Source organism: Photobacterium sp. S4TG1, assembly GCF_036040035.1.
Lineage (GTDB): Bacteria > Pseudomonadota > Gammaproteobacteria > Enterobacterales > Vibrionaceae > Photobacterium.
Genome location: NZ_JAYXUH010000001.1, coordinates 90807 through 115918, shown reverse-complemented (window position 1 = coordinate 115918; position 25112 = coordinate 90807). Strand labels below are relative to the sequence as shown.

18 protein-coding genes and 1 riboswitch are annotated in these 25112 nt (G+C 37.0%); of the genes, 10 read left to right on the top strand and 8 right to left on the bottom strand.

Annotated elements, in window-relative coordinates; translation table 11 throughout:
* Positions 1 to 30: 30 nt before the first annotated feature.
* Positions 31 to 1431, bottom strand: a complete 1401-nt coding sequence (locus tag VXS03_RS00595) for an alanine/glycine:cation symporter family protein (RefSeq protein WP_327761390.1) — start codon at positions 1429 to 1431, stop codon at positions 31 to 33.
* 80 nt (positions 1432 to 1511) lie between these two features.
* Positions 1512 to 1610: riboswitch (glycine riboswitch) on the bottom strand.
* Between the two features lie 353 nt (positions 1611 to 1963).
* Entirely contained in the window at positions 1964 to 3292 is a 1329-nt protein-coding gene (locus VXS03_RS00590) for a glycoside hydrolase family 18 protein (RefSeq protein ID WP_327761389.1), read from the bottom strand.
* Positions 3293 to 3638: 346 nt separating this feature from the next.
* Here VXS03_RS00590 and VXS03_RS00585 point away from each other — a divergent pair, with 346 nt between their 5' ends.
* The 6 genes from VXS03_RS00585 to VXS03_RS00560 all read left to right on the top strand — a co-directional run bounded on the left by VXS03_RS00585 (position 3639) and on the right by VXS03_RS00560 (position 12226).
* The gene (locus tag VXS03_RS00585) at positions 3639 to 4343 is read left to right on the top strand and encodes a helix-turn-helix domain-containing protein (protein ID WP_327761387.1); all 705 of its coding nucleotides are present in this window, start codon (positions 3639 to 3641) and stop codon (positions 4341 to 4343) included.
* 73 nt (positions 4344 to 4416) lie between these two features.
* Complete coding sequence (locus tag VXS03_RS00580; protein ID WP_327761385.1) at positions 4417 to 5436, top strand: DnaJ domain-containing protein; 1020 nt, start codon at positions 4417 to 4419, stop codon at positions 5434 to 5436.
* A gap of 63 nt (positions 5437 to 5499) precedes the next feature.
* The gene (locus VXS03_RS00575; RefSeq protein WP_327761384.1) at positions 5500 to 6102 is read left to right on the top strand and encodes an HAD family hydrolase; all 603 of its coding nucleotides are present in this window, start codon (positions 5500 to 5502) and stop codon (positions 6100 to 6102) included.
* Between the two features lie 64 nt (positions 6103 to 6166).
* Complete coding sequence (locus VXS03_RS00570; RefSeq protein WP_327761382.1) at positions 6167 to 6616, top strand: hypothetical protein; 450 nt, start codon at positions 6167 to 6169, stop codon at positions 6614 to 6616.
* Positions 6617 to 6708: 92 nt separating this feature from the next.
* Entirely contained in the window at positions 6709 to 7443 is a 735-nt protein-coding gene (locus VXS03_RS00565; RefSeq protein WP_327761381.1) for a hypothetical protein, read from the top strand.
* A 223-nt stretch (positions 7444 to 7666) separates the two neighbouring features.
* On the top strand, positions 7667 to 12226 hold the full coding sequence (locus VXS03_RS00560; protein ID WP_327761379.1) for an SslE/AcfD family lipoprotein zinc metalloprotease: 4560 nt from the start codon (positions 7667 to 7669) through the stop codon (positions 12224 to 12226).
* A 92-nt stretch (positions 12227 to 12318) separates the two neighbouring features.
* Here VXS03_RS00560 and VXS03_RS00555 read toward each other — a convergent pair whose 3' ends face one another.
* Together VXS03_RS00555 and VXS03_RS00550 are read right to left on the bottom strand one after the other, a co-directional pair.
* Positions 12319 to 14256: an FUSC family protein gene (locus VXS03_RS00555; protein ID WP_327761378.1), complete on the bottom strand. Its 1938-nt coding sequence runs from the start codon at positions 14254 to 14256 to the stop codon at positions 12319 to 12321.
* A 182-nt stretch (positions 14257 to 14438) separates the two neighbouring features.
* Entirely contained in the window at positions 14439 to 14804 is a 366-nt protein-coding gene (locus VXS03_RS00550; RefSeq protein ID WP_327761376.1) for a hypothetical protein, read from the bottom strand.
* A gap of 293 nt (positions 14805 to 15097) precedes the next feature.
* Here VXS03_RS00550 and VXS03_RS00545 point away from each other — a divergent pair, with 293 nt between their 5' ends.
* Positions 15098 to 15379 (top strand): hypothetical protein, encoded by a 282-nt coding sequence (locus VXS03_RS00545; RefSeq protein ID WP_327761375.1) that lies wholly within the window; start codon positions 15098 to 15100, stop codon positions 15377 to 15379.
* A 141-nt stretch (positions 15380 to 15520) separates the two neighbouring features.
* Here the strand turns inward: VXS03_RS00545 and VXS03_RS00540 are convergent, their stop codons facing one another.
* Both VXS03_RS00540 and VXS03_RS00535 read right to left on the bottom strand, forming a co-directional pair.
* Positions 15521 to 17023, bottom strand: coding sequence for an alanine/glycine:cation symporter family protein (locus VXS03_RS00540; RefSeq protein WP_327761374.1), 1503 nt, complete (start codon positions 17021 to 17023; stop codon positions 15521 to 15523).
* Between the two features lie 565 nt (positions 17024 to 17588).
* The gene (locus tag VXS03_RS00535; RefSeq protein WP_327761373.1) at positions 17589 to 18602 is read right to left on the bottom strand and encodes a ribonuclease T2; all 1014 of its coding nucleotides are present in this window, start codon (positions 18600 to 18602) and stop codon (positions 17589 to 17591) included.
* A 461-nt stretch (positions 18603 to 19063) separates the two neighbouring features.
* Between VXS03_RS00535 and VXS03_RS00530 the strand changes: the two genes are divergently transcribed.
* The 3 genes from VXS03_RS00530 to VXS03_RS00520 all read left to right on the top strand — a co-directional run bounded on the left by VXS03_RS00530 (position 19064) and on the right by VXS03_RS00520 (position 21471).
* On the top strand, positions 19064 to 19378 hold the full coding sequence (locus VXS03_RS00530; protein WP_327761372.1) for a hypothetical protein: 315 nt from the start codon (positions 19064 to 19066) through the stop codon (positions 19376 to 19378).
* A 390-nt stretch (positions 19379 to 19768) separates the two neighbouring features.
* On the top strand, positions 19769 to 20641 hold the full coding sequence (locus VXS03_RS00525; RefSeq protein ID WP_442957405.1) for an ABC transporter ATP-binding protein: 873 nt from the start codon (positions 19769 to 19771) through the stop codon (positions 20639 to 20641).
* Positions 20641 to 21471 carry an ABC transporter gene (locus VXS03_RS00520; RefSeq protein WP_327761371.1) on the top strand — a complete coding sequence of 277 codons (831 nt, stop codon included), beginning with the start codon at positions 20641 to 20643 and terminating at the stop codon, positions 21469 to 21471. The genes VXS03_RS00525 and VXS03_RS00520 overlap by 1 nt, the downstream gene beginning before the upstream one ends.
* Before the next feature lie 141 nt (positions 21472 to 21612).
* Here the strand turns inward: VXS03_RS00520 and VXS03_RS00515 are convergent, their stop codons facing one another.
* Positions 21613 to 21816, bottom strand: coding sequence for a hypothetical protein (locus VXS03_RS00515; RefSeq protein WP_036795050.1), 204 nt, complete (start codon positions 21814 to 21816; stop codon positions 21613 to 21615).
* A 332-nt stretch (positions 21817 to 22148) separates the two neighbouring features.
* Complete coding sequence (locus VXS03_RS00510; protein ID WP_327761370.1) at positions 22149 to 25019, bottom strand: Hsp70 family protein; 2871 nt, start codon at positions 25017 to 25019, stop codon at positions 22149 to 22151.
* Positions 25020 to 25112: the final 93 nt, after the last annotated feature.

Here is a 25112-nt window from a genome sequence, read left to right as displayed (position 1 = left end):
CTGAGGCTTTTTATTGTGGGCTAATAATATTTAGCTCACTGAGATTGGATCATTATTTTCACGCTGTAATTTAAGGACTGCAAAGTATTGCTGGGTTTCAGCAATAACAACATGGCGTAATACCACTAAACCAATCAGGTTTGGAATAGCCATTAAGCCATTAACAATATCAGCAATTACCCAAATCATATCAAGTTGCATGAAAGCGCCGCTTGCGATAAGCACTAAGAAAACTAACTTGTATGGCATGATTGCTTTTACGCCAAATAAATACGTAATACAGCGCTCACCGTAGTAGTTCCAGCCTAAAATAGTAGTAAAGGCAAAGAACATTAGGCCTACAGAGACCATTAATGGACCATAGTAATCTGAATTCAAACCAGCAGCAAAGGCATGCGTTGTCATGGTTGCACCAGCGAAATCGCCAGCCCATGCACCTGTTACTACTAGCGTTAAGCCTGTCATAGTACAGATGATGATGGTATCAAAGAACGTACCTGTCATCGAAACTAGACCTTGACGTACACACGAATTCGTTTGTGCTGCCGCAGCCGCAATAGGCGCGCTACCTAGTCCTGATTCATTTGAGAATACGCCTCGCGCAATACCTGATTGAATCGCAAGCATCATTCCTGCACCAACAAAACCACCAGTAGCTGCATGGCCAGTAAAGGCTGATTGAATAACGGTTTCAATCGCAGCGGGTAGTGCATGGAAGTTAGTACCTAAAACGATTAAGCAAGCCATAATATAAAAGCCAGCCATCAGTGGTACAACCGTACTTGCTACTTTAGAAATTGATTGAATACCGCCTAATGTTACTGTTGCCACTAAGATTGTTAATATAACAACCGTAATTTCTTTAGGTGCGCTAAATGAAATATGTGCCGCTTCTACTATAGCGTTTGCTTGCGGAAAAGTACCAATACCAAAGCAAGCAACACCCACAGCGAAAATTGCAAATAATTTAGCGAGCCATTTACTACCAACCCCTTTTTCGAGGTAGTACATTGGACCACCAAGAATCTGACCGTTAGCGTCAATTTCACGGTATTTAACCGCTAATAGACATTCAGCATATTTTGTTGCCATACCAAATAAAGCAGCAAGCCACATCCAAAATAGTGCACCGGGACCACCGAGTTTAATTGCGGTTGCAACACCAACAATATTACCTGTACCAATTGTTGCAGATAAAGCAGTACACAAAGCAGCAAAGCTTGAAACATCACCTTCGCCACGGCTATCTGGATCTTTTTTACCACCAAAAACATATTGTAATGCCAGTGGTAGGTAACGGATCTGGATAAAACCAAGTCGAATTGTGAGGTATAAACCTGTACCTACTAATAAAATTAATAGGGGAGGTCCCCAAACAAAGCTATCTAACGTGCGTAGAAAATTAAAAATTGTGTCATGTAGTGGATTCATTATTCCTCCTTCAACGTACAAAGGAAGAGATACAGAACAACAGGTAAATGTTAGTTACAGAATGGCTTCTGGTTGCTGCTCTTATCTCCTCTGTCCTTTTGCCTGAGAGTTTCACCGTTATATTGCAACGGTTTGCTCCTTCGGCGCTCGATTTAACGAGTCTCTCCAGAGGCTCCTCCAATAACAGTCCATACCTATTGCATTAATGCAACCTGGTGCCTGAAAGATTTACGAACGACAACCTGATGGGATCATGCTGTTTTTCGCTTACTTCTTCGGCGGGCCGACGTGTTATACCATCATGGTATTCGTCAATGGCCGCTCTCCTGCTATCTTCATCGGAACTCATTTCGCCCGCAATGTTAGGGGATAAAAATGTGATTGTCAGCAAAAAAATAAAAAAAAAAGCGCTAGCGAAATAAAATAAGCGCCAGATGACAATAAAAGGAATATTCCGTATAAAAATAAACCAGTGAAATAGCCATCAGTTATGCTAGCGCAATTGATATTAATAGTAAGTTATACTTGATAACTAAGGATTTAAATTATTATCGAGTATGGTGATCAGTTCATTATTAGCGTCAGACGTGATTTCCCAAGCAAATACTCCGCCAAGTTTATGTTGTTTTGCATAATCAGCTTTAGCTTTGAGCGAACGTTTATCATCAAAACTAATATATTCTTTATTTTTTTGATTATAGAGCACAGCAGCCTCAGCATGCTGGTCATAGTAATAACGGTAGCCTAATTTAGGATTGTTAATAAAATATTTACTGAGATCACTGTAAGTAAAATACCCAGGATCTTTAATGTCAGATCCTTTAAGTAATCCACCTTGGCTCTGTAAATTTTCAAGTTTGTCGGGGGAGATAAGATCAACACCTTGCCATCCTCTGCCATAAAAAGCACTCCCAATAATGATCTTATGTGCATCAACCTGTTTTGCTATCAGGGTTCTCACTAGATTATCAACTGAATTATTATTGGGTGTATTGGCCGTACTGTATAGATTGCTGTGATGACCAACGACGTTACTCCAGTTGCCTAAGAAATCAAAACTCATTAAATAGAGTTGATCTAAATGATTAGCAATATGTGCCCAATTGATGCCTGGTAAGGTTTTCTTGTCGGCATTGATTGCCGCTGAGAGTTGGTAATGACGGTTATTCTTACTACCTAAACTATCTAATTTATATCGTAATTCCTCGATTAAAAGGCTGTAGGCTTCTCGTTCTTGAGATACTTTATCTTTTCCTTTACCCGATAACCCGTACCCACCAGGATATTCCCAGTCAATTTGAATACCATCAAAAAAATCATATTTCGTGATTAAATCTGTTGCAGTGTTTATAAATGTTTGTCGATAAATAGGATTAATAGCGATTGTATGAAAGGGCTCTGATAGAGTCCAACCGCCAAAACTTGGAAGAATACTTAAATGAGGGTACGTTTCTGACAGTTGCTTTAATTGGCCAAAATTACCTTTATAACTGACATTTGAGGCCGTTTCACCCGTCAGTTTTATTTGTAATGCTGCATATTCATCTAAAATAATAGCAGTACCAATAGGTTTATCTTTACATTGGGTTTTAATTATTTTTTTGATGTTATCTGGTGATGAATCGACCGGGCCGCAGGCTGCCAAAAAAGCATAGATTAAATGAGTCAGTTTATCCGCAGGGATCATGCTTGCAGAATAGGGGTTATTAGGTGTGTAAACTTTCCAATCAGGGTAATAAGCGGCAACGACATAAGGACGTTCATGTTCCGCAGCATGAGTTATATTTATTGGGAATAATAAGCCAGAGGCAAGCAGTGAGTATAGTGAAAGGGGACGAAGTGTCGCTAAAAAAGAAGTCATTTACGTTTTAATCAAAATATAAGGGCGATTTATATTATTGACTATATTGATAAAAGCCAGATAACCGTTTGTTATTATTATTTGATATACATCACAAAACAAGGTGAATCCTGATGGTAAACCTGATTCTGATTTAGTGTTCGATTTTTGAGTATCATTTTATTTTTCATTAGTATATTGATGTAATCATGCTGAAATCTAATATTTGGAACAGCAGAATCAATAATATTAAATTATTTTATTAATGGTATGTGATTATTTTCTTATTTAAAGGTATAAATGAGTCTTATATTAAGGACATAAGGTTGGATAACTACGTGTGTTAGTTGTGATGTTTGGGGGTAATATGATCTGGGTTAATTGTTGCCATAAAGAAAAATATACCAGTGTTAAAAATAATCTCGTTAAATATCATAATGTTTTAGAGGTATCACCTTATGAACTATTATTAACGATGACTGGATATGAGTTGATTTTTATTGAGATTGAAAACTCACAATCTAATGGTTTCAAATTATTAAGAATTATAAAACAACATTATCCGGTTGTGAAAATTGTGATTGTTTATCACGATTTAGACTCTGAATTAGCCATTGTTGCATTACGTGCTGGCGCGGAGGATATTTTAGTCGCTGGTGCAAATAGACAAAAAATCGATAGTTGTTTAAGTCGGTTACACACTCATAAAGAAGATACTATTATTGATGATAATATATCCCAACGTGAGCGTTCTATATTACCTGCATTATCTATCATTGATAATGATATTAGCGCGCCGTTGCGCGAAGAAGAGTTAGCGAAAGCATGTGATTTTTCGGCAACTTATTTTTCTCGATTATTCCATACAACAATGGGAGTAACATTAAAGCAATATATTATTCAGAAAAGATTAGACTTAGCCTGTGGGTTGCTAAGTTCTGACCATGAAAAAATCGCATCAGTGGCGACTTCTGCAGGCTTTAAAGATGTTTCTTATTTTTCTCGAGTATTTAAAAAGCACATTGGTTGTTCACCAGGAAAGTTTCGATCAAATAATTATAAGGATTCATAGTCGTTGATGATCATTTACAGGTTATAGAAGAGTTGTTTATAATTATATTATACTTCTTTTGATGATTTGATTAATGACAACATTTCATGAATTACTTGGTACTGATGATAGCTGTTCGATAGCAGAAATAAAGAAAAAATATCGTCAATTATCAATTAGGCTACATCCTGATAAAGGAGGTTCTCAAGCATTAATGCAAATGTTGAGTATGGCTTATCAACAAGTAATTAAAGGTTGTGGTAATAAAAAATGCTCTGACGTTATAATTGAGCAGGAAGAAAGTAATGACCAAAATATTGATTTTAAAAGAAAAATACAAGAGTTGGTTAAAGAAAAAGAAAAACTTCAAGTATTAGTTGAGCAGCATAAGCAAGATGTTGATTATGCATTTTCTGCTGGAGAAAAGAGTACAAGACAAACATTAATATTATTACAAGCAACAAATGATAAGCTTAATAAGCAACTGGTATTATTACGTCGTCAGATAGAAGATAAGAAGAATACGGCTTCTACACCAAAAAGTCCGAATAAAAAATATTGTTTTGTTATGTTATTTATTGTCTCAGCCATTATTATTGCAGTGATCGGCGGGCTTTTTTATTATCAAACAGAACAGGATCAACCTGCCTTAGCTGTAGATTTAACATCGATACCTGCGACTGTTCAAGTCAATAATGTTATTGCGACTCAGCCTGCAACCGTTGATTATGCTGATTCGATGAATAGTGCAGCCAGAATAATGATAATGCATACTATTGGATTATGGCAGCAACGTTACTACGAAGGCACTCGACAACCATATATTGCGGTGCGTAGTATTAACGGCTCTTATATAGTAAAAGATTGTCAGGGAAGGTTTAGTTATTATTCCAATCGTTCATATAATACAGCGCATGTACCTGCTAATTTAATTTTTAGTGCTAATGATCGCCAATTTTCTGTTTACAGAATACCTTATGGCAATGGTTCAACTGAACAACAATGGTTAAATAGTAAGAGTCTTGTTATTAATAATAATATTTTTAGTAATAATGGCTATCAATCAAGTGCAGTAGCATTAGCTTCGGTATGCAGTAATAGTGTGCCTTTTTAAACATCGTGGCTATTATTAAAAATACGGTTGCACTATAAACAGCGTCAATATCAGAGGTGGTTAATGGACTTATCAATATACAACGGGATTATTTTTGATATGGACGGCACATTAGTTGATTCGATGCCCGCGCATATTAAAGCATGGCAACAAACATGTCATGATTTTGGATTACCATTTGAATATGATTGGTTTTATTCAATGGGTGGGTCGCCAACAGTAAATACTGCGGTTGCATTTTTAAGTAAATACGAAATTGATGCCGATCCTCAGTTACTTGTTGTGAGTAAATTACGTCATTTTGATGAGATCCAGCATAAAGGCGACATTATTCCTGCGACATTTTCTGTATTGCAACAACAAAAAAAGGCGAACAAACGTATTGCTGTCGGAACTGGATGTTATCGCCATCACGCTTTAGATATATTAAAGACCTTAGAGATTCTTCCGCTATTAGATGCAGTGATCACTGCAAATGATGTTCAACGTCATAAACCATTACCTGATACTTTTATTGAAGCCGCGCGTGTGCTTGGTATACCAACAGCACAATGTGTGGTGTTTGAAGATACTAAATTAGGCTGCCAAGCTGCATATGCTGCAGGTATGGATTGTTATCGAGTTAGAGATGGCGTGATCAGTGAATTTATAGCGTTTAAATCCTAAGGTTTAGCCCTTTACATAAATACGTTATGCTAATGATGTTTTTTTACTTATCAGTGATGTCATTATGACTAAAGCTTCATCTCGCAACGACACTCAACATCAACTCTCTGAACCCCGCTTTTGGATTCAACGCTTAAGTAAAACATCTATTCGCGCATTACATATCTTAGGTGTTGCGATATCGAGCGGCGGGTTTATTTTCAATCTTGATAAAGCGTTATGGCTTAATTGGTGGCTATTAGCAATGTTTAGTGGCCTTTTGATGATGGCACAAGAAATCTACCGCTCAAAGTTATGGCTAATTCAACTCAAAGGTGTACTAACGTTTGTTAAATTAGCTTTATTAGCTTCAATTGCTCTGATGCCTCAACAACAACCCAATATTTATATTTCAGTATTATTACTTTCAGTCTTTATTGCTCATGGACCAGCGGGATTACGCCATTATTCAATTTGGCATCGTCGTGTTCTTAATGAGCCTAAAGGAGGAAGGAAAAAGAACCTAAATGGGTAATCTAACTATCAAGATTGTTTTGGTCTTTTTCTGTTTTTATTACAACCGAACCTGCAAAACACTATCACAGTTAGTACACTAAAAGAGGGTAGGTGAATAAAGGTATCGGCATGATTAAATATGGGGTGTTGTATTTATTATTTGCGGTTGTGTTTGTTGGTGCTGTACTAATAGTAGACCGAATTCATAATAATCATTTATTGATGCAGACCAAAGACTCAGTGCATCTAGATAATGATAAAGAACGGGCTGAATTTGTTTCTAAAATTGTACATAAGTATATATTAAAGCCAGATCAATCCTTACCAACTGCCGAAGATGGCATATTTCCATATCTTTATGGGTATAGTGATTTAAATAATAACGGCCGTGACGAAATTTTTATTCTTATGCAAACCGAGGAGTATTGTACTGATAAAGGCTGCCAGGGTTTTTTATTTAGTCATTCTCAGAAAAAATTAGCACAATGGCAAAATATTTATCAGCCCATTCTGGTTGCTGATGAATCACATAACGGTTGGCGTGATATTTTAGTTGCTGATGATAATAAAATGTACCGGCTTGAATATAACGCTGGTCATTATATTACTGATATCAGTAAAGCGACTGAGTTTACTAATCGCCAACAGGCATTAGTGGCGGTGGGGTTAGCATTAGATAGCCAATATTATCGTGATGGTGGTAGTAATTTAGCTCTCAATTATTCACAACCTATTTTTGATTGCCAACAATGTTTTTTATTTAGCTTCAATCGTTATGAAGAGTCAGATAAAAATTATTATTTAGCCGTTAATACTGATGATAAAACTGTAATGCCGTACCCTTAAGCTTATTGTTTAATAATAATGTTTCCTGTAATTACAATGCAAAATTTGTGTCTACTTGTTACAAATGGTAACGGTGTAATATGTTGATTTTAAATGAGTTATAATCTTAAGGATTTCTTTTTAGATTTGCTTATTTACCTTATGTGACTATTGCTTATAGCGATAACACAATATATATATACAGCTAATATTTATAATAAAAATAACTTATTGGAAGTGTATTGTGGTAAATAAAAAGTTGATTGCATTGGCTATATCATCAGCCTTTTTGATGGGGTGTAATGGCGGCAGTGATTCAAGTGAACCTGTTCCGCCGCCACCCATCGTTGACCCAGAAAAACCTGAAATTATTCCACCGCCAGTGGTTGATCCTGAAGTACCTGAGGTTATTCCACCGCCTGTCGTCGATCCTGAAATACCAGAGATTATTCCTTCTGCAACCGGTATTTTCTCTCTTAATGGCGACATGAATTTTGGCACTAGTGTTATTTGTAATAATTCTCCTGCGACAGAGTTTGTCATTAAGCATGGCGATACTATTATATGTTCATTTGAGAATATCGAATTAGCGACTTTTACTGATGTTCAATTGCAAACAACGAAGTCCAGCTCTAAAGAAAAAATCAAGTTATTGACACTCGCTCAATCGGATCGCTTTGTTGCTTTTGCTGATGATCTCCAACGTCAAAATGCAGTTGCTAATACACAAGCACTATTGAATAAAATGGCAGTCGTAAGCGGTAAAGTGATTGATTTTAAGTTGTCGGCGATTGATCAAGTACGATTTAATAATTTCTATAATACTGATGATTTACTACTGCCAACTGCTGAATTTAATGTGTTAATTAGCGATAAACTTGATGAAAGTACAGAAACTGACAGCAAACCTTCGACTCATGAGCCTGAATCTCAACCTGTTGTTACACCAGGAACAAGTAATGATTTAAACAGTCATTTTGTGAGTGCAAACGCTGAGCAAAATTTAACTTATCAACCAACTAAATTTATCTTAACAGATGGCTTTTTACGCGACTTAGATGGTCAACCTATTGTTGGTGTTGATTATTATAGCCCATCAGGGCGTGGGAAAACTGATACGGATGGTAAATTTAGCTTTAGTTGGGGCGAAAGTGTTGCCTTTGGTATTGATACTTTTGAACTAGGTGAGCTGAAAGCTAATAAAACCCAATTTACGGTAGCTGATTTAGCTGAAGGACATGCTGGGCGTAATATTATACGTTTATTACAACGCTATTCTGATCCTAATTCTCTTGATCAGCTTAAGATCACTGAGCTGGTGCATAACGTGTTTGCTCAATATCCAAATGTGATTAATGAGGCATTAAATATTGAGCTTTCTGAATCTGTTCTGTTAGACAATGGTACTGGACAGCTAACATCTGTTGCTGGTGAATTTGATAAACAGTTTGAGTCAGGTTTAGCGCAGCAGATTGATATGGCAATTTGTGGCAATACTTGCCAAACAAATGTGATGTTTTCACCGTTGTCATTTCCGCGCACTGCCGCAGTGGTAGATAAGGATATTCAACTCGATATTAATAAGCTTTGGGGTGCGAGTTCTGACGCGGTGAAGAATGGTTGGAAGCCTGTCACTAAATTCCACGTGTTTACCGATGAAACGTGGTTCTATGGTAGTTCGGGCAATGCTCGTGGCCAAAGTGCAATTAATATTTCCAATCGTGCTTTTCCTATTTTAATGGCACGTAATGATAATAATTATTGGATTAAATTTGGTGATAAAAAAGCATGGGATGAAAAAAGCTTAGCTTATATTACTGAAGCGCCATCTACGGTCATTCCTGATAATGTGACGGCCAATACTGCAACCTTTAACTTACCATTTATTAGTATTGGTGAATTAGGTGCAGGTAAAGTTATGATGATTGGTAATAACCGTTATAACAGTATTCTAGTATGTCCTGATAGCTATAGTTGGAATGACGGTGTTGATAACAATGGTGTATGTTGGCAGCGTAAAGATCGTGCGAATGATAGCGAAGATATGGGGAACTTCTTTGTAAATACTTTCCGTTATTTATTAGGTGATGCTTATATTGATACCACTGCACCGATTACGGTTGGCACCAACATACCACAGGTCTATTTTCGTCAAGCAGGGCATCAACAGATCGGCCGTTCGGCAGAGTTTAAAGCAGATAAACGCTTTAATCTAAACATAGAGCAAATTACCGATTTTAGTTCAGTTGATCCTGAGACGATGCCATTAATGATTTTAAATGGTTATGAGTTCTCTACTGTTACTGGTAGTTATACTGTACCAACCGTTGCGGACATTAATAAGCCTAAACTAACGGAACACGATGTTTCTGGGTTACTGAGTTATGTTGAACGTGGCGGTAATATTCTAATAATGGAAAGTATTGCTTCGCAACCAAAAGATGAATTTTCCCGTTTATTAGATGGCGCTGGTTTAGCATTAAATGGACATTCAGTTATCGCTAATGGCCCAAGTTTTGGTTATCCCGATCGTGTGCGCGCACAACGTGAACATGGTTTTTGGGTTATTGAACGTTATGAGTCAGCAAAAGATGAAGTTAGTGGCGAGATAAAAGCACCATATACGATTAAAGATGGCATCGTTATTTGGGATTTCATTACCAATAATAAACCTGATGATAAGCCAAAATTAGAAGTTGCTAAGAAAGTCATTACTAACGATGAAGGCAAAAACGAAACTGTTGTTGCATTTATTGATACATTTAATAAAAAGCCAGAACAAATTGATATTGCAAAACAGCAGTTATTGGTTGAGTTTGGTTATCAAGAATGCCAGCTTAACGATTATCACTATGAAGTGAATTGTTTAGAGTATCGACCAGGAAGCGGTATTGCGACTGATGGTGGTATGCATACTCCGCGTTATCAAGAATTAGATCTTAATGAAGCTACAGCAAAAGCGATGGTGAAAGCTGCTGATCTTGGTACTAATATTGAACGTTTATATCTGCATGAATTGTACTTTCGCACTAAAGGTCATCAAGGTGAGCGTTTAAGCAGTGTTGATCTAAATCGCATTTATCAAAATATGACCGTATGGTTGTGGAATGACCTTGATTACCGTTATGAGTCGGGCGTTAATAATGATGAATTGGGCTTTAAGCGTTTCACCGAATTTCTAAATTGTTATGGTGATAAAGCGCCAAGTCAAACAGCTTGTAGTATTGAATTGGGTCAAAGCCTTGTTGATAACGACATGGTTTATGGTGCGAATAGCGACGTTAATGCACTATACCAAGGTTGGATGAACCCAAGTTATCCTCTTAACTATATGGAAAAACCTTTAATGCGATTAATGCTGGGTCGTTCATATTTTGACTTAGATATTAAAGCCGATATTCGCCAATATCCGGGTGAAGCTAAAGGTTCATCATCAGCCCAAGTGGATGTTGATTTATCGAATAATACCGTTGCATGGTATGCGGGTAATCGTCAGTCAACAGGCCAATGGGCCGTCGCACATCAGCCATTTACTATTTCAATACAAGGAAATAGTAATCCAGTTACAGTCACTGTCGCTTTAGCTGACGATCTAACTGGGCGTGAAAAACATGAGTTGGGTTTATTGCGTCCACCGCGTGTTTCTAAGTCATTCATATTGCCTGCTGGTGGTAGTGAAACATTTACTGCACCATACGGTGGTTTGGTTTATGTATCAGGCAATGAAACAGGGAAGGTTAGTGTTAGCTTAAATGGTACGGTTGATGCGCCATGGTACAAAAATAATGCATGGGTAAATAATATTGATTCAGTGGCTCCGATTGGTGAAATTGAATCTGATAGCTTTATCTATACTGCGGCATCAAAAAATCTTCAAGCGAGTAATTATGGTGGTAAACCGCAGCAATTCGCGCAAGAGTTAGATGTTTTTGCCGAAGATTTAAATGATTTTTATGCGCGTGATGAAATTAATGGTGAAGGTACAGGACGTCATAAAAAAGTAACTGACACGACATTACCGAATAATAAGCATCATGTGGTTAATGATGTTGCTATTTCTATTGGTGCTGCACACTCTGGTTATCCTGTTATGAATATCAGCTTTGATACCAATAGTAGTGATATAAAAATGTCGCCGTTAAGCAGTTGGTTATTATGGCATGAGGTTGGTCATAACGCTGCTGAAGCATCATTTAATGTTGAAGGTTCTACTGAGGTTGTAAATAATATTCTTGCTCTTTATATGCAGGATAAACATCTAGGTAAAATGACGCGTGTTGAGCAAGACATTCGTATGGCACCTGCTTTTGCTCAATTAGATCATGCTTGGGCTGCTGGTGGTAATGGTGAACGATTAGTGATGTTTGCTCAATTAAAAGAGTGGGCTGAACTTGAGTTTGATATTACTAAAGCGGTTAAAGGTCCGTTACCAAGTTATTATATTACTGATGTCTATGGTATGAGGGGGTGGAATTTATTTAAACTAATGCACCGTTTAACGCGAGGTGGATTAGAAAGTAATATGCAATTACCAATGCCAAATGCATGCTTGCCAAGTCAAAACTTGAGTAAAGGTGATCAATTAATGGTATGTGCATCTTACGCGGCACAAACGGACTTAAGTGGTTTCTTTAGTGCTTGGGTTCCTGGTTCAAAAGCTTATATGGTGCCAGGCGCTACAGCACCATCTTATGAAGGGGGCATTACACCTGCAGGTTATGCGGCAGTTAAAGCATTGCAGCTTAATGCACCAAAATACGATCCATTACAAATTAACTCAGTAACAGTACGTCAAATGAATTAAATCTTGTATATGGTGTAAAAAATTACTGTAAAAATAAAACCGCGAATTGGTATGATTCGCGGTTTTTATTTGTCAGTAATAAAGGGCGAAATCTAACTGACAACAAATGCCCGTTGATAAAGCATCCATGCAGTAAGCTGTTGAATATCTTTTTCTATTAATGCACATAGCATATCTTCAGGTAGCGGTGTTGTTTCTGTATAAAACGGAGGCATTTCGCCATGCTGACAACGATCAGGAAATGTCTGTTTAATCCATTGCAATTGATTAATCCAACGTATTGTTGATTGCGGTTTATCTGATTGAATGCCTAATTTTGTTGCTAATAATAGTGCATCATTTAAGTGCTGAATTAATACTAATAAACTCAACCAGTCTTTTGATGTACGTGGGCTTAAGTTAGGCTCTTTCAGTAAATTCATAACCTCGCCGTTCAGTGCATAATAACGTTGTTGGCTTTGGTATAAGTTAATTTTTTGTTCCCACTGCGGTTTGTTTAATACCGCAACATACAATATTTGAGACTTTATCATGCTCGCTGTGTGGCGATCTAACCATGTCATGGTCCAACTTGGTGCAATGAAGTAGTTCACCGAAAATGCGATAGTTACGCCAAATAATGTGTCGATAATTCGATAAAATGACACATAAGTATTATCAGGGGATAACAAGCTGATTGCGAATACAATCATTGATGTTAGCCAAAATACATGGATGTCATAACGTTCTTTGTGATAAGACGTAAAAGAAAAAAAGACCGAAATACTGGTTAACAATAAAAGGTATTGTGGCGGCACAAAATATAAGCAGATAAAGCAATAAATTCCACCTAAGGCAGTGCCAGAAAAACGATTCCAAATGCGGTGATTAGTGATTGCCATCGATGATGTTAACAATACAATAAATGCCGTTAGTGAGATCCAATAACCTTGCGGTAAGTGATAAAATTCAGTTAAAAATTGAGTCACTGCTAATGTTACTGCAATTTTTCCAGCATGACGCCACTCTTTAGAATTAAACTTGAGAGCAAGGCGAAAGTCACTAATAAATGCTTCACTGTCATTAGTAAATAAATATATATTTTTACTATTATCGGGTGATGAAAAAGTATCAAAGTTATAACAGCGTTTAAAATTTTCTATTATATCAATAATATACGTGGTGTTTTTGTATTCATTTGTTGCAAATGTAGCTGTGATTTGTTGTTTATTTCTTAATTGTTTAGCGGATTTTTCTACCCATTCAAACAATTTAACACGTGTTGTTGTATGAATATCAAAGCTAAGCACTTGCTCTAAACAAATAATATATTCAGACATTTCTAATAAACGCTGTAGCTCTATTTTTATGTGTTGGGCGCGCTTACTCGATGAAACAGAATTGCTATAATACGCTAAATTGTGAGCACTTTGATAAAAGAACTGTCTTCTTGCAGCTAGCTGTGCGTCATTATTTGGTAACCGTAATTCATCAAGCCAATCAGCTAAAGCATTGTGCACTGTGACGGTATGTTGATGCAAAATACGTCCTTTAAAAAAGGGCCATAGCATGAGAGATGACAGCATCACACAAAAACCTGCGAAAATATTTGCCATCAGAACAATAGTTAAATTATCACCGACTGAAGCAAAATGAATTGCCATGATGTAGATAAAACCAAAGTTATAACCAAATAAACGAATGTGGGGGCGCTGATTAGACATCAAACCATAAAGAATGGCGATTGTGCATAATGTAATAGCACTTAACCACATGTAACTGAATACTAAAAATGCTAAATAGGTTGCAACAACAGTAACTATTATGGAAATAGACAGTATTTGTAGTCGCTTTAAATAGGGGAGGTTACGCGCTTGGACACCAAGTAACCATGCTGTAATTAAGCCTGAGATACCCGCACTAGTAAAACCTAAACTATAGAATACGCCTAAGCTAACTAACATTGGAACAGTTATACGAATTGAATCGGGAATGTCTGCTGCATTGGAAAACCAGCGGCTAAACATCGTCGTTAACGTTGTTATTTTCATGATGGCGGCTTGTTAATAATAAAGCGTGTGATACGTCAAAATATAGCGATTAAATCAAGCTAAAAGAGGCGTAGAAATACGATAAATAATGCAATACAAGTAAGACATTATTGGTAATGTTACAGAATGGTATTGATAAAAAATAAGCAGTGCATCATGTGAAACACTACTTATTTATAAATTTATGCTGATTGTATTAATAGTTGACCAAGATAATTCATAGCAAAAGCGGCATCTTGTGCTGCGGTATTTACTTTGGCAATTAATTGCTGTGCACGTTCGTCATCATCTTTTAAACTGATGCTTATCTTCTTAACTAACTGCTCTGCCATTTCTGTTTTTTGTTTACAGTCGTTAAATAATGCAGAAATAACAGAAATATCTATTTCACCACCTTTTGCGAACAAATTAGCAGCAATGCTATACACCGTATGAAATTGGTTCGCAGTGTCTTTTTTTCCTGCTTCAACATCTTTAGCCCACTCCGTAGACCATGTTTTAAAAATAACGGCAAGTTGTGGGTTCGGTTGCACTTGTATTGGTTGCATTATATTGTCCTTGAAGTGGTTATATCTAGCATAGTAATGCAGCTTATAACGGGTTTAAAGTGCAATTTTTAGAAAGTGATATCATCGAGTGAATTAAATAATAGTTGGCTATTTTTACCGCAGAAAATGCTGTTTAACTGTACGATATTGAGGTGGGTATCACATAATTTAGTTATATATATCATTTTACATCAAGATCTTTGAGAAATGGCTTGCATGAGACACTGTAACGTTTTACGTTAAACTTAGCCCTTGGCAGTAGTAATAGCCAAATAGGAGCTAAGGAGAAACTCATGATAAATGTGAACTTCGAATTGGCAAAACAAGCATATGCTAAAGTGCTAATGTATCCTTATGGTGGTGAAATAGAACAGCATGAATATACAGCACTGCGTGTCTTCCGTTGGGATTTGGCACGAGCTGGCAAGCCAATTGATAAAGCCTTTGATTTAAGACTGCAAGCAAGTGGTTATCGAAAAATCGCGACTCAGCCTGCAAAAGCCCATCGTCCACTTCCTGCGTGTGTTCTAGCACAAATGAGTGAAAGCTGGAAAATCCAACATGGTTATCTATAATGTTTAAATATGCCTAAGGCTAAAGAATATTTTTCTTTAGCCTTTTTTTGTTTTTATTTCATAAGTATTAATACTTAAAATAAAGATAAAAAAAACCAGCCATTACTGACTGGTTTTAATATATAGATACTGTCTATCTAATTATTTATCAAATGTATTGCCATTGGCTTCACGTGCTTCTGCAATAGTATCTGGGTGCCATGCACCTTCAATATCTTTCAGTTCTTTAAACTTAGAGCGATCAAATTCTGGTGTTTTACCTGCTTTAAGTTGTTCTTCATAATCTTTAATGACTTTAATTGCTAATCCTGAAAGGAAGATTAAGGCAACAATATTAACCAGTGCCATTAAGCCCATAGAAACGTCTGCTAGGCTCCAAACAACAGGAAGTGAAGCTACAGCACCAAACATTACCATGCCTAATACAGCAAGACGGAACAAGAATAAGCCTTTCTTAGTATTACCGTTTAAGAACATAATGTTTGTTTCTGCATAGGTATAGTTTGCAATAATCGATGAGAAACAAAACAGTAAAATAGCCGAAGTAATGAAATAGGTCGTCCAATCCCCTAATTGATTGCTCAATGCTTGTTGAAGTAGACCAATACCAGTCGCAGCATCTGGGGTGTTCATAACACCAGAAAGCATGATCATTGCAGCTGATGCAGTACAGATAACAATAGTATCTACAAATACGCCTAGCATTTGCACAAAGCCTTGTGAGGCAGGGTGGTTAGGGTTTGGTGTTGCACTCGCAGCTACGTTTGCTGCAGAACCCATACCGGCTTCATTTGAAAATAAGCCACGAGCAATACCACTTTGCATTGCTTGTGAGGCAGTGAATGCTACACCACCGGCAACAGCTTCATGCCAACCAAAGGCACTTTTCACAATAAGAGCAAGTACGGCTGGTAGTTCAGTAATGTTCATTGCAACAATAACTAATGCAATGGCCAGATAACCAACCGCCATGATAGGAACAATTTTTGTTGATGCTGTCGCAACACGGCGTAAACCACCCATAATAAAGAAGGCAGTAAAGATAACAATAACGATACCTTGTGTTGTTTCATTCCAACCAAAAGAGTGGTGTAGCGCGTCTGTGATGGTATTTGCTTGAACGGCATTGAAGACAAAGCCAAAAGCAATAATAAGACAAATTGAAAAAAGAGTACCCATCCAGCGCTTACCAAGACCTTGCTCCATATAATAAGCGGGGCCGCCACGGTATTGACCGTCAACGTCTTTTACTTTGTATACTTGTGCTAAGGTTGATTCAATAAAAGCGGTTGCCATACCAAAGATCGCAATTAACCACATCCAAAAAATCGCACCAGGGCCACCAATGGTTAATGCAACTGCAACGCCAGCCATGTTACCGGTGCCGACACGAGCAGCCATTGATGTACAAAAAACTTGATAAGAGCTAATGCCATTTTCTATTTCACGGCCGCTTTTTAATACATCGATTGAATGACGGAATTGACGTATTTGGATAAAACCAAGACGGACACTGAAATAAATTCCTACACCAACTAATAAATAAACGAGAAGTTGGCCCCATAAAACGCCGTTTACTGAACCAATGATTGCCATTAAGGTATCATTGATTGAGCTCAGTATGTTTCCATTCGTAGAAGTCATATTTTTTCCTGTTAATAAAACTATGCAGCCTTGAGGGGCTACTTAGTGAAGAGGAACATTCATTACTTGTGAGTGCTCTTGCTATCGGTTTCTATAATAGGTTTTTTATTGCTCATAATTTGTAATATACATAGTTATTATTTATTACAATTATTAAACATGTAACCGATTTCATTGCCATCTAAGGCGATGCAAGGTAGCACAAAAAATCAGAAATCCAAGGAGACTTATATCACAAAAAAAGAATTATTACTATGTAACGCGTTACATTGTTAATGGGTGCTCGTCTTTTTATTCTTTGTAATCAATGCGTTGTAAAAGTTTGTGAATGGAGTTATATAAAAGCTATTGTACGGCGTGCATTATCGTATGTTGAGATTTTGCCATTAAAAAAAATACTATTCATATTTTCCATTAGGGGGATATTTATTATATCAATATTGGATTAGATGCTTAGATTGTCGTAATTAAGGCGTTCAATATAGAAAAAGAGGCATTAAAGAAAAGAGAGAACAAAATTGAAAATGACTCTCTCTTTATAGTGAAAAATTAAATATGAGAATACTTACTTACCAGCGGCTTCAATATGTATTTTCTTATGGCAATTACCATAGAAGGGACGGCCTTTAGGTCCTGATTCAAGTAGCGATTGAACACTATTGTTAACATTAAATGATTTACCAATGTTTAATCTCACTTCATTTAGATACTTACCTTGGCTACAAGATAAACTGATACGATCGACGGCATCAGCACCGAAATGAGAGATCAGGTTTTTCTTAAAGCTAGCAGTTGAGACGTTATTGCCAATATTGGCTTTGATAAATTGACCGATTGCTGATGCATCGACTTTTTCAACGAGCTTAGTTGCAGTTAAAAAATAGTCATTAGCATCAAGATTTTGACAAACACCGTGCTTTTTCCATTCATATTCGCCAAATTTTGTTTGGTAGTAAAAATTTGGCATCCATGGTGCAATTTCTTTAATGGTTGATGCTGAAAGATCGAGACGAGCATAACGATCACAATAACCATATTTTGTACCGCAACTTGCTTTGTTAGGCCATAATCCATGCAGCGTTAAATTGGTTATCTTTAATTTGCCATCATTAATAGCTGTACATTCTGGTTTGTTACCTTTATAGCTAAAATGCTCACAAAAGCCCGGCTGCCAAGTTAATGCGAGAACATATGAATCAAATTCATTGCGAGTATTGCAGCTTTTTGATGATGAATTAAATGACGTAGATGTTGATGCTGAAGATGGAGTGGCAATCTTATTTGTTAACTGCGTTGTTCCGCATGATTTGTTAACCCAGCGCATAGCAGGAGATGCATTTGGGATAAGTATCTGTACCCAATCAAATTCTTCTTTATTAATGGCTTTTATTGCATACTGTTTATTGTTAACAAGTTGAGTGTTATCTGGATTGGTTTGCTTACGAAAAGACTGGTATGCCTCACAACTACCATTTGAGGTAAAGCTACCTGATGATTGAATTGATGCGTTTGCAGCAAAGCTAGATAAAGAAACGATATTACCAACAATAATGGTAACTAAAAGAGGATAAGAGCGCACAATCTGCCTATTAAGGAATGATAAATTTGTGCTAACTATAGTTGATTATTACACTTTTATTAAGGGGAATAAGATGAGCTACTTGATAATATAGTGTGATGTTGTGCGAGAAACCGAGTCAAAAAGGGCTTATATTCAATTTAGAGTGAATAAATTAACGATTTTTTTAAATTAGTGTTCACAATAAAGCGAAGTCAGAGTAATATTCACAGAAGTAGCGTCCCCTGTTACACGAAAATGAAAAGATCAATTATAATAAAAGAGTCTTTAATGTGACGATATCACTTTAAAGTGTGTTGGTGGGTAAAACACCAATCTCATTTATTCATCTGAGGTTATTAATTTCATTTAGCTAAATATAGAACAATGTTAAATTTACTTATTAAGGTTGTTCATTTTATCAATGCATGCTTTGCAATTTCATGTTCAAAGCAAATTTGTATTATTATCCGAGGTTATTAATGGACAGTTTCGCAGCTGCAGAAAAAGCGCTCAGTGCGATGTTAAAAAGCGTAGAGGCAACAGGTGAGGTAAAGGAAGCACGTGTTGACTATCGCCAAATTTTAATTGATTTTGCTGATGAAGTACCAGGTCGCCAAAAAGCAGTAATCAAGCGTATTCCCCTTCAAAAAATAAATAATCTAATTGCCGTTTTACATGAGTTTAAACAAGAATCACGCCACTCTCGTATGATCGAGATTCTAGCTATGATGGAAAAAGATGATGTGTCACCACATGATCTTGTCATTGAAGAACTATCTAACGAAGCTGAATAACGATATAAATCAATAATTAAACCAAAATTTCAACGGTTAATTATTGCAATATAATTATGTTTATACTACCGATGTTTTAATACTATATTTATTGGTAATTTCGATTACAGCCTTCTTATTTTTATATAGTAAGTTGCATTTTTATATTAATCACTTATTTAGTATACAGAGCTAATTATATTAGTTCTGTATACTCTCGCCTTACTTTTCATTATTAACTCATATTATTATGCATAGTGTATTTTATTATTAGCAGTTGATTATCGGTATCTTATAATTAAACGTTGTTTTATTATAATGAGGCTATTTTGTAAGCCGTCAATTTATAAAGCAATTTGTTTATGTTATTAATAAGCATTATTTCGATTCACCAGTCACTAAGGATTTTATGTGAGTAATATAAACTGTGATGAACCTTTTATTAAAGCTCAACACATTACTAAGTCTTATCATGATAAAAAAGCATTAGAAAACATTAGCTTTAGTTTATCTAGTGGGCAAGTTATGGGTTTACTCGGTCATAATGGTGCAGGTAAATCAACCTTAATTAAAACGTTACTAGGAATGCATACTTGTACAGGCACGTTGAGTATTTTTAATTTATCGCCTGAAAAAAGCCGTGAAAAAATAGTTGAACATCTTGCTTATATTTCTGATGCCGCGTCATTGCCAGAATGGATGACAGTAAGGCAATTAATGGCATATACATCAGGTGTACACCCACGGTTTGAACAACAAAAAATGGAGCACTATTTAGCACAAACGAAGATCAGCCTTAACAGTAAAATAAAAACTTTATCAAAAGGTATGAAAGTGCAGCTACATTTGGCATTAGTGATGGCAACGAATGTTAATGTCCTTATATTAGACGAGCCTACGCTTGGGCTTGATCTTATGTACCGTTCAACATTTTATCGAACCTTGATGGCATGGTTTACTGAGGGGGAGCGAGCTTTAATTATCGCGAGCCATGAAGTGAATGAGATTGCACATTTATTGACTGATGTTTTAGTACTCAAAAATGGCCAAGCGGTATTACAAGCATCATTATCTTCATTGGCGTCTGAGTTTACAATCTTGTCGGTAAATGAAGAACATATTGCAGCGGCAAAACAATTAAACCCATTAACAATTAATGCTCAATTAGGTCAATATCGATTGTTATTTGAAGGTGTTGATGCTGCTCAATTAGCATTATTAGGTGATATAAGCCAACCCAGTCTTGCTGATATATTTTTAGCAAAACAGCAGGAGACTGCATAATGAAACAGACTTATACCTTAGTAAAAAATGAATTATTAGAGCATAAAATCATTATACGGTTACCTCTGTTTTTAGCGCTATTTGCAGTGTTATTAGTGGTAATGGTCTTAAGCAATATTAATAATTTCTCTTTTAATATTCAGATGAATGATATTGATGGCTGGCAACCACCGATTATAGCGTCATCATTTGCAGGTGTTGTTGGCTCGGTCTCTTTTTTCATTGCCGGTATTGTTTCGTTACTGAGTTTCTTTACTTACTCAGCGAGAGCGCTTGCAAAAGAGCGTAAAGAAGGCACGTTAGCTTTTTGGCATTCAATGCCCGTAAGTGACACCAAAGCAATAGCGATTAAGTTATGGGTAGCACTGGTTATTATTCCATTGCTTTCATCATTATTCTTATTGTTTGTGGATGTTGCTGTTTGGATTGTTGCAATGTGGGTAATGCCAGCGGATATGTTGGCTGAAAATTCACTTTCTTTTGTTGCTATTGTGCTGCATTGGAGTCAGTTTATCTCAATGATGGCGGCAATGAGTCTAGCGTTATTGCCTATCGCTTGCATCATCTTTTGTGCTTCTCAGTTAACTGAGTACCCATTATTAGTTTTGTTTGTTGCGATAACATTAGTTAAGTTCATCAGTTACATGTTGTTTGACTCAATGGCGATAGGGACTTGGTTAAACAGTGTCAGTAATTTGGCGTTTAATATTTTAACCAGTGATCAGCCTTGGCATACCTTGGTAAGTATAGGAACGATAACATTATTTGGGTTATTAATTGCTGCAGGTGGGTTATTTAAGATCAGCGTTTATTTACGAAGCGGTGATTAATTTTAATTGCTTAATACTAATGTTATTTAAAAGAGAATGTAGAGCTACATTCTCTTTTATTTAACTTATAACTGAGGATGATTATTCTATTTCATATATACCTAAGTATATTGGAACAGTTATAAATAATATATTGAACAATTAAGCTGCAGAAACAGACTCAATGTATTGTACTTCATTTTTATATTTACGAACGTTACGAGATAGAGTGCCTTTTGGTAGCTCATAACGCTTCTCAGCTTCGTAGCTTGATAGCCCATCAAACACTACTGCAGCAACAGCAACACGCTGGTTCTCTGACTTAAAGATACGTTGTGCGATTAAATCATATTGTGTATTTGTCATAGTCTTGCCTATTTGAATTTTTAAGAGTGGGATAATGGTCTTTCCAATTCGTCCACTCAATGCTTGAAAAATGGTCGACTTGTTAGATATATAACAAGTAAACAAATGCTGTTAGCAAGACAATAGCAATGTGAACCTTAACAGAAGATTAATAGAATTATTTTTATGGTTTAATTTTTAATTTAAAATGGGGAAATAAAATCAAAAGCTTCTGTTTTTAATCAAAAAGCAGATAATTGCTGCTTATTTTTAAATAAGGAATATTAGATTGAAAATATGTAGTGAATTAAAGGGAGGTTAAACCTCCCTTTATTACATTATTTTGAAATTAATCAACCAATAAGGCGCAATCCATTAGGTAACGCATCACCAAACACACGTTTGGTTTCTGCTTCTGTCAATATTTTGACCTCGGAAACCATTTCAATCCAACTTTCGGGCGCTTTGCTTTGTTTTAATTTAGTAATGACTTGTTGGCGAAGGTCATCATTAATATCTAATGTACGATCGCCTGTCATACGCGTCATCATTACTGCAGCAAAACCAATGTATGACTCTTTACGCCAATCATAATTCATTAGCTCTGGTAAGCAGTAAGAGACATGCTCTGCTGACAATAGGTTATGAGCACTGCCATAGAACGGTGAACGTGTTGCAATGCGACCAATAGCCCACCAATGTGCTTGTGCATATTGGGTTTTCTGTAAACGACCAAATAACCACTCAATCAGCTGTAGTTTTTTATCAAACGGTAAGTGCTCTAAAGAAGCCGCTAAGCGTACCATGTCTTCGTAGCTACGCTCTTGGAGCTCTTTATTCAACTTAGCGTTACGGCTGGCCCCAGGGGTAATGTATTTAGCGATGTCTTTATAGATAACAAGTTGCTGTTCTTGCGATAAGCCACCAGCGACACGGCGCCAAAAAGTCCACCAATCACACCAAGTTTGAGTATTAGTATCGAATTGAATCCCGTGTTGATATAGCTGCCAGATTTGCTCCATACGGTACTCATCTGCCGGATAACCAAAGCCTGGACGCATAGTAAAGCCAGTAAGTTTTAACCAATTACGTTCATGAAGATCAGAGCGGCGACGACGTTTCTTACTATCAAGTAACGCATTTGCTAGTTCACGTAAACATGGTGTTTCCCATGCGTCACGTTTGCCTAAGATTTTATCAAGATCATTGCGTAATGTTTTAACTGCTTTATTGTCTGCGGCTTTAGTGCCACCAAAGACTTTTTTAATCGCATCAATGGCATCAGGCATACGTGCTGGAAGTTCACTTTCTGCAAGCGTGCTATCACTGTCATTATTAGTACGATTTAATCGGGCTAAATCTTTACGAATAGCAAATTCAACTTTCCAACGTTTGCCATTATCATTAAGACTAACTGCTTCAATTTGCAGGGTACCTACTTCGGTTAGCTGGCAAGCTAGGGTCACTTCTTCACGGTCTTTTTGGTTCGCAGCCAGTTGGTCACGATCTCGATCACTGTCTAAGGTTGCAATAAACGGCGGTAGGCTAACATAACCATCACCAACGATTTCAATTAATTCACCAACATCATGATGGTTATCATTCGTTGATGAAACTAAGTTAAATCGTACTGGCTCACCTAATGTTAAGGCAAATTTACGATGAGTTAGCGTGACTTCGACACCTTCTTCAATGCCTTTGGGTAATAAACAAATCCCTTGTTTGGTACCTTTATTTTCACCAATCGTGAGAAAGAATGAGCGAGCAGAACCACCACCGATTTTTAGTTGTGCGCCATGACGAGCTTTGGCATAAGCAACAGCACCAAAGGCTACAGCTAAATCAGGGTGCTGGTTTTTAAGTTCAGTAACTGGAGCACCGCGCCAACGAGAAATAATATCTAGCGTACGCGCTGATAGTAGGGGACTATTAAACACACCGCCATTAAGCAATACAGCAACAGGAATTGCCGGTTGCTCATCACTAATAATGATTGAATCGGTGTGATGCAGGTTAAAATCATTAAACGCTTCACGACAGACATTGTCATGCAGATCAATAAATTGTGCTACATGCTTACTGATAGCAGGATCCGCCGCATAGGGAAGTCCAAACTCAACCATCGCTGCTTGACGTTGGTTTGGTTGATCAGTAAATGCCGTTATTGGAAAAAAGCCATCAAGGGCAATGCTATGCACTTCTTCACGGTTTAGCTCAATACTTTTCGCGCCACCAATCAAACGTGATCCACTTCCAAGCATGGTTACTTTGGCGTTATCTGGCGCATTACCTGAAAGTAGCTTTTCTTTTACTTTACGTGTTTGCTGAATCAGTTTTGATAACGCAGCAGGGCTAAGTTTTTTAGATTCGCCATGCAAACGTTGCTCAGCCACATGCGCAAGTGCTAAGTCGAGGTTATCACCCCCTAACATTAAGTGATCGCCAACCCCGATACGATCAAGGGTTAATTTGCCTTCATTAGTGCCGACTTTAATTAAGCTTAAATCGGTAGTACCACCACCGACATCGCACACCATTAATAGTGGAATGTCTTTTAATAACTCATCGGCGTGTTGACGGTTTTGGGCGTACCAGTCATAACAAACCGCTTGTGGCTCTTCAAGTAGTAATACTTTTTTTAATCCAGCCAGTTCTGCAGCTTCGAGTGTTAATGCACGTGCTGATTCATCAAAAGAAGCAGGCACTGTGATCACGACTTCTTGATGAGCGAGCTTGTCATTTTTATGATGATAATCCCACGCTTGACGAACATGGTTAAGGTAACTTGCACTGGCAATAATAGGTGAAACTTTCTTGACGTCGGATGTTGAAGCCGTTGATGACCAAGGTAAGATCGCTTCGTTACGATCAACATGTTGATGAGATAACCAGCTTTTGGCACTCACAACTTGGCGACCTTCCACTTTTGCACCTAACTCACGCGCAAATTCTCCAATGATTACACTTGGAATTTCACCGTTTACAGGCTCTGCATTCCAAGGTAATACCAATTGAGTAGCGTCCATTTCACCTTCTGCAGGATGATAGCGAAATGAGGGCAGGAGTGGCTTACGTGCAACTTCGCCTGGGGCTATTAATTGGTCGATGTCAAAAATATGCATTGGGCTTGTTTCTAACGCGTCCGTGATTTCGCAATAAGCGACAACGGTGTGGGTTGTACCAAGGTCAATACCAACGAGATAACGTGGAGAAGATGAAGACATGCTGGCTCCATAAAATAATTGAGATGAGAGCATAGCCAGATGAGAAACGTTTGATGTGTCAGTTTTTTGCGGGTAAGAAATAGATAAGAATGT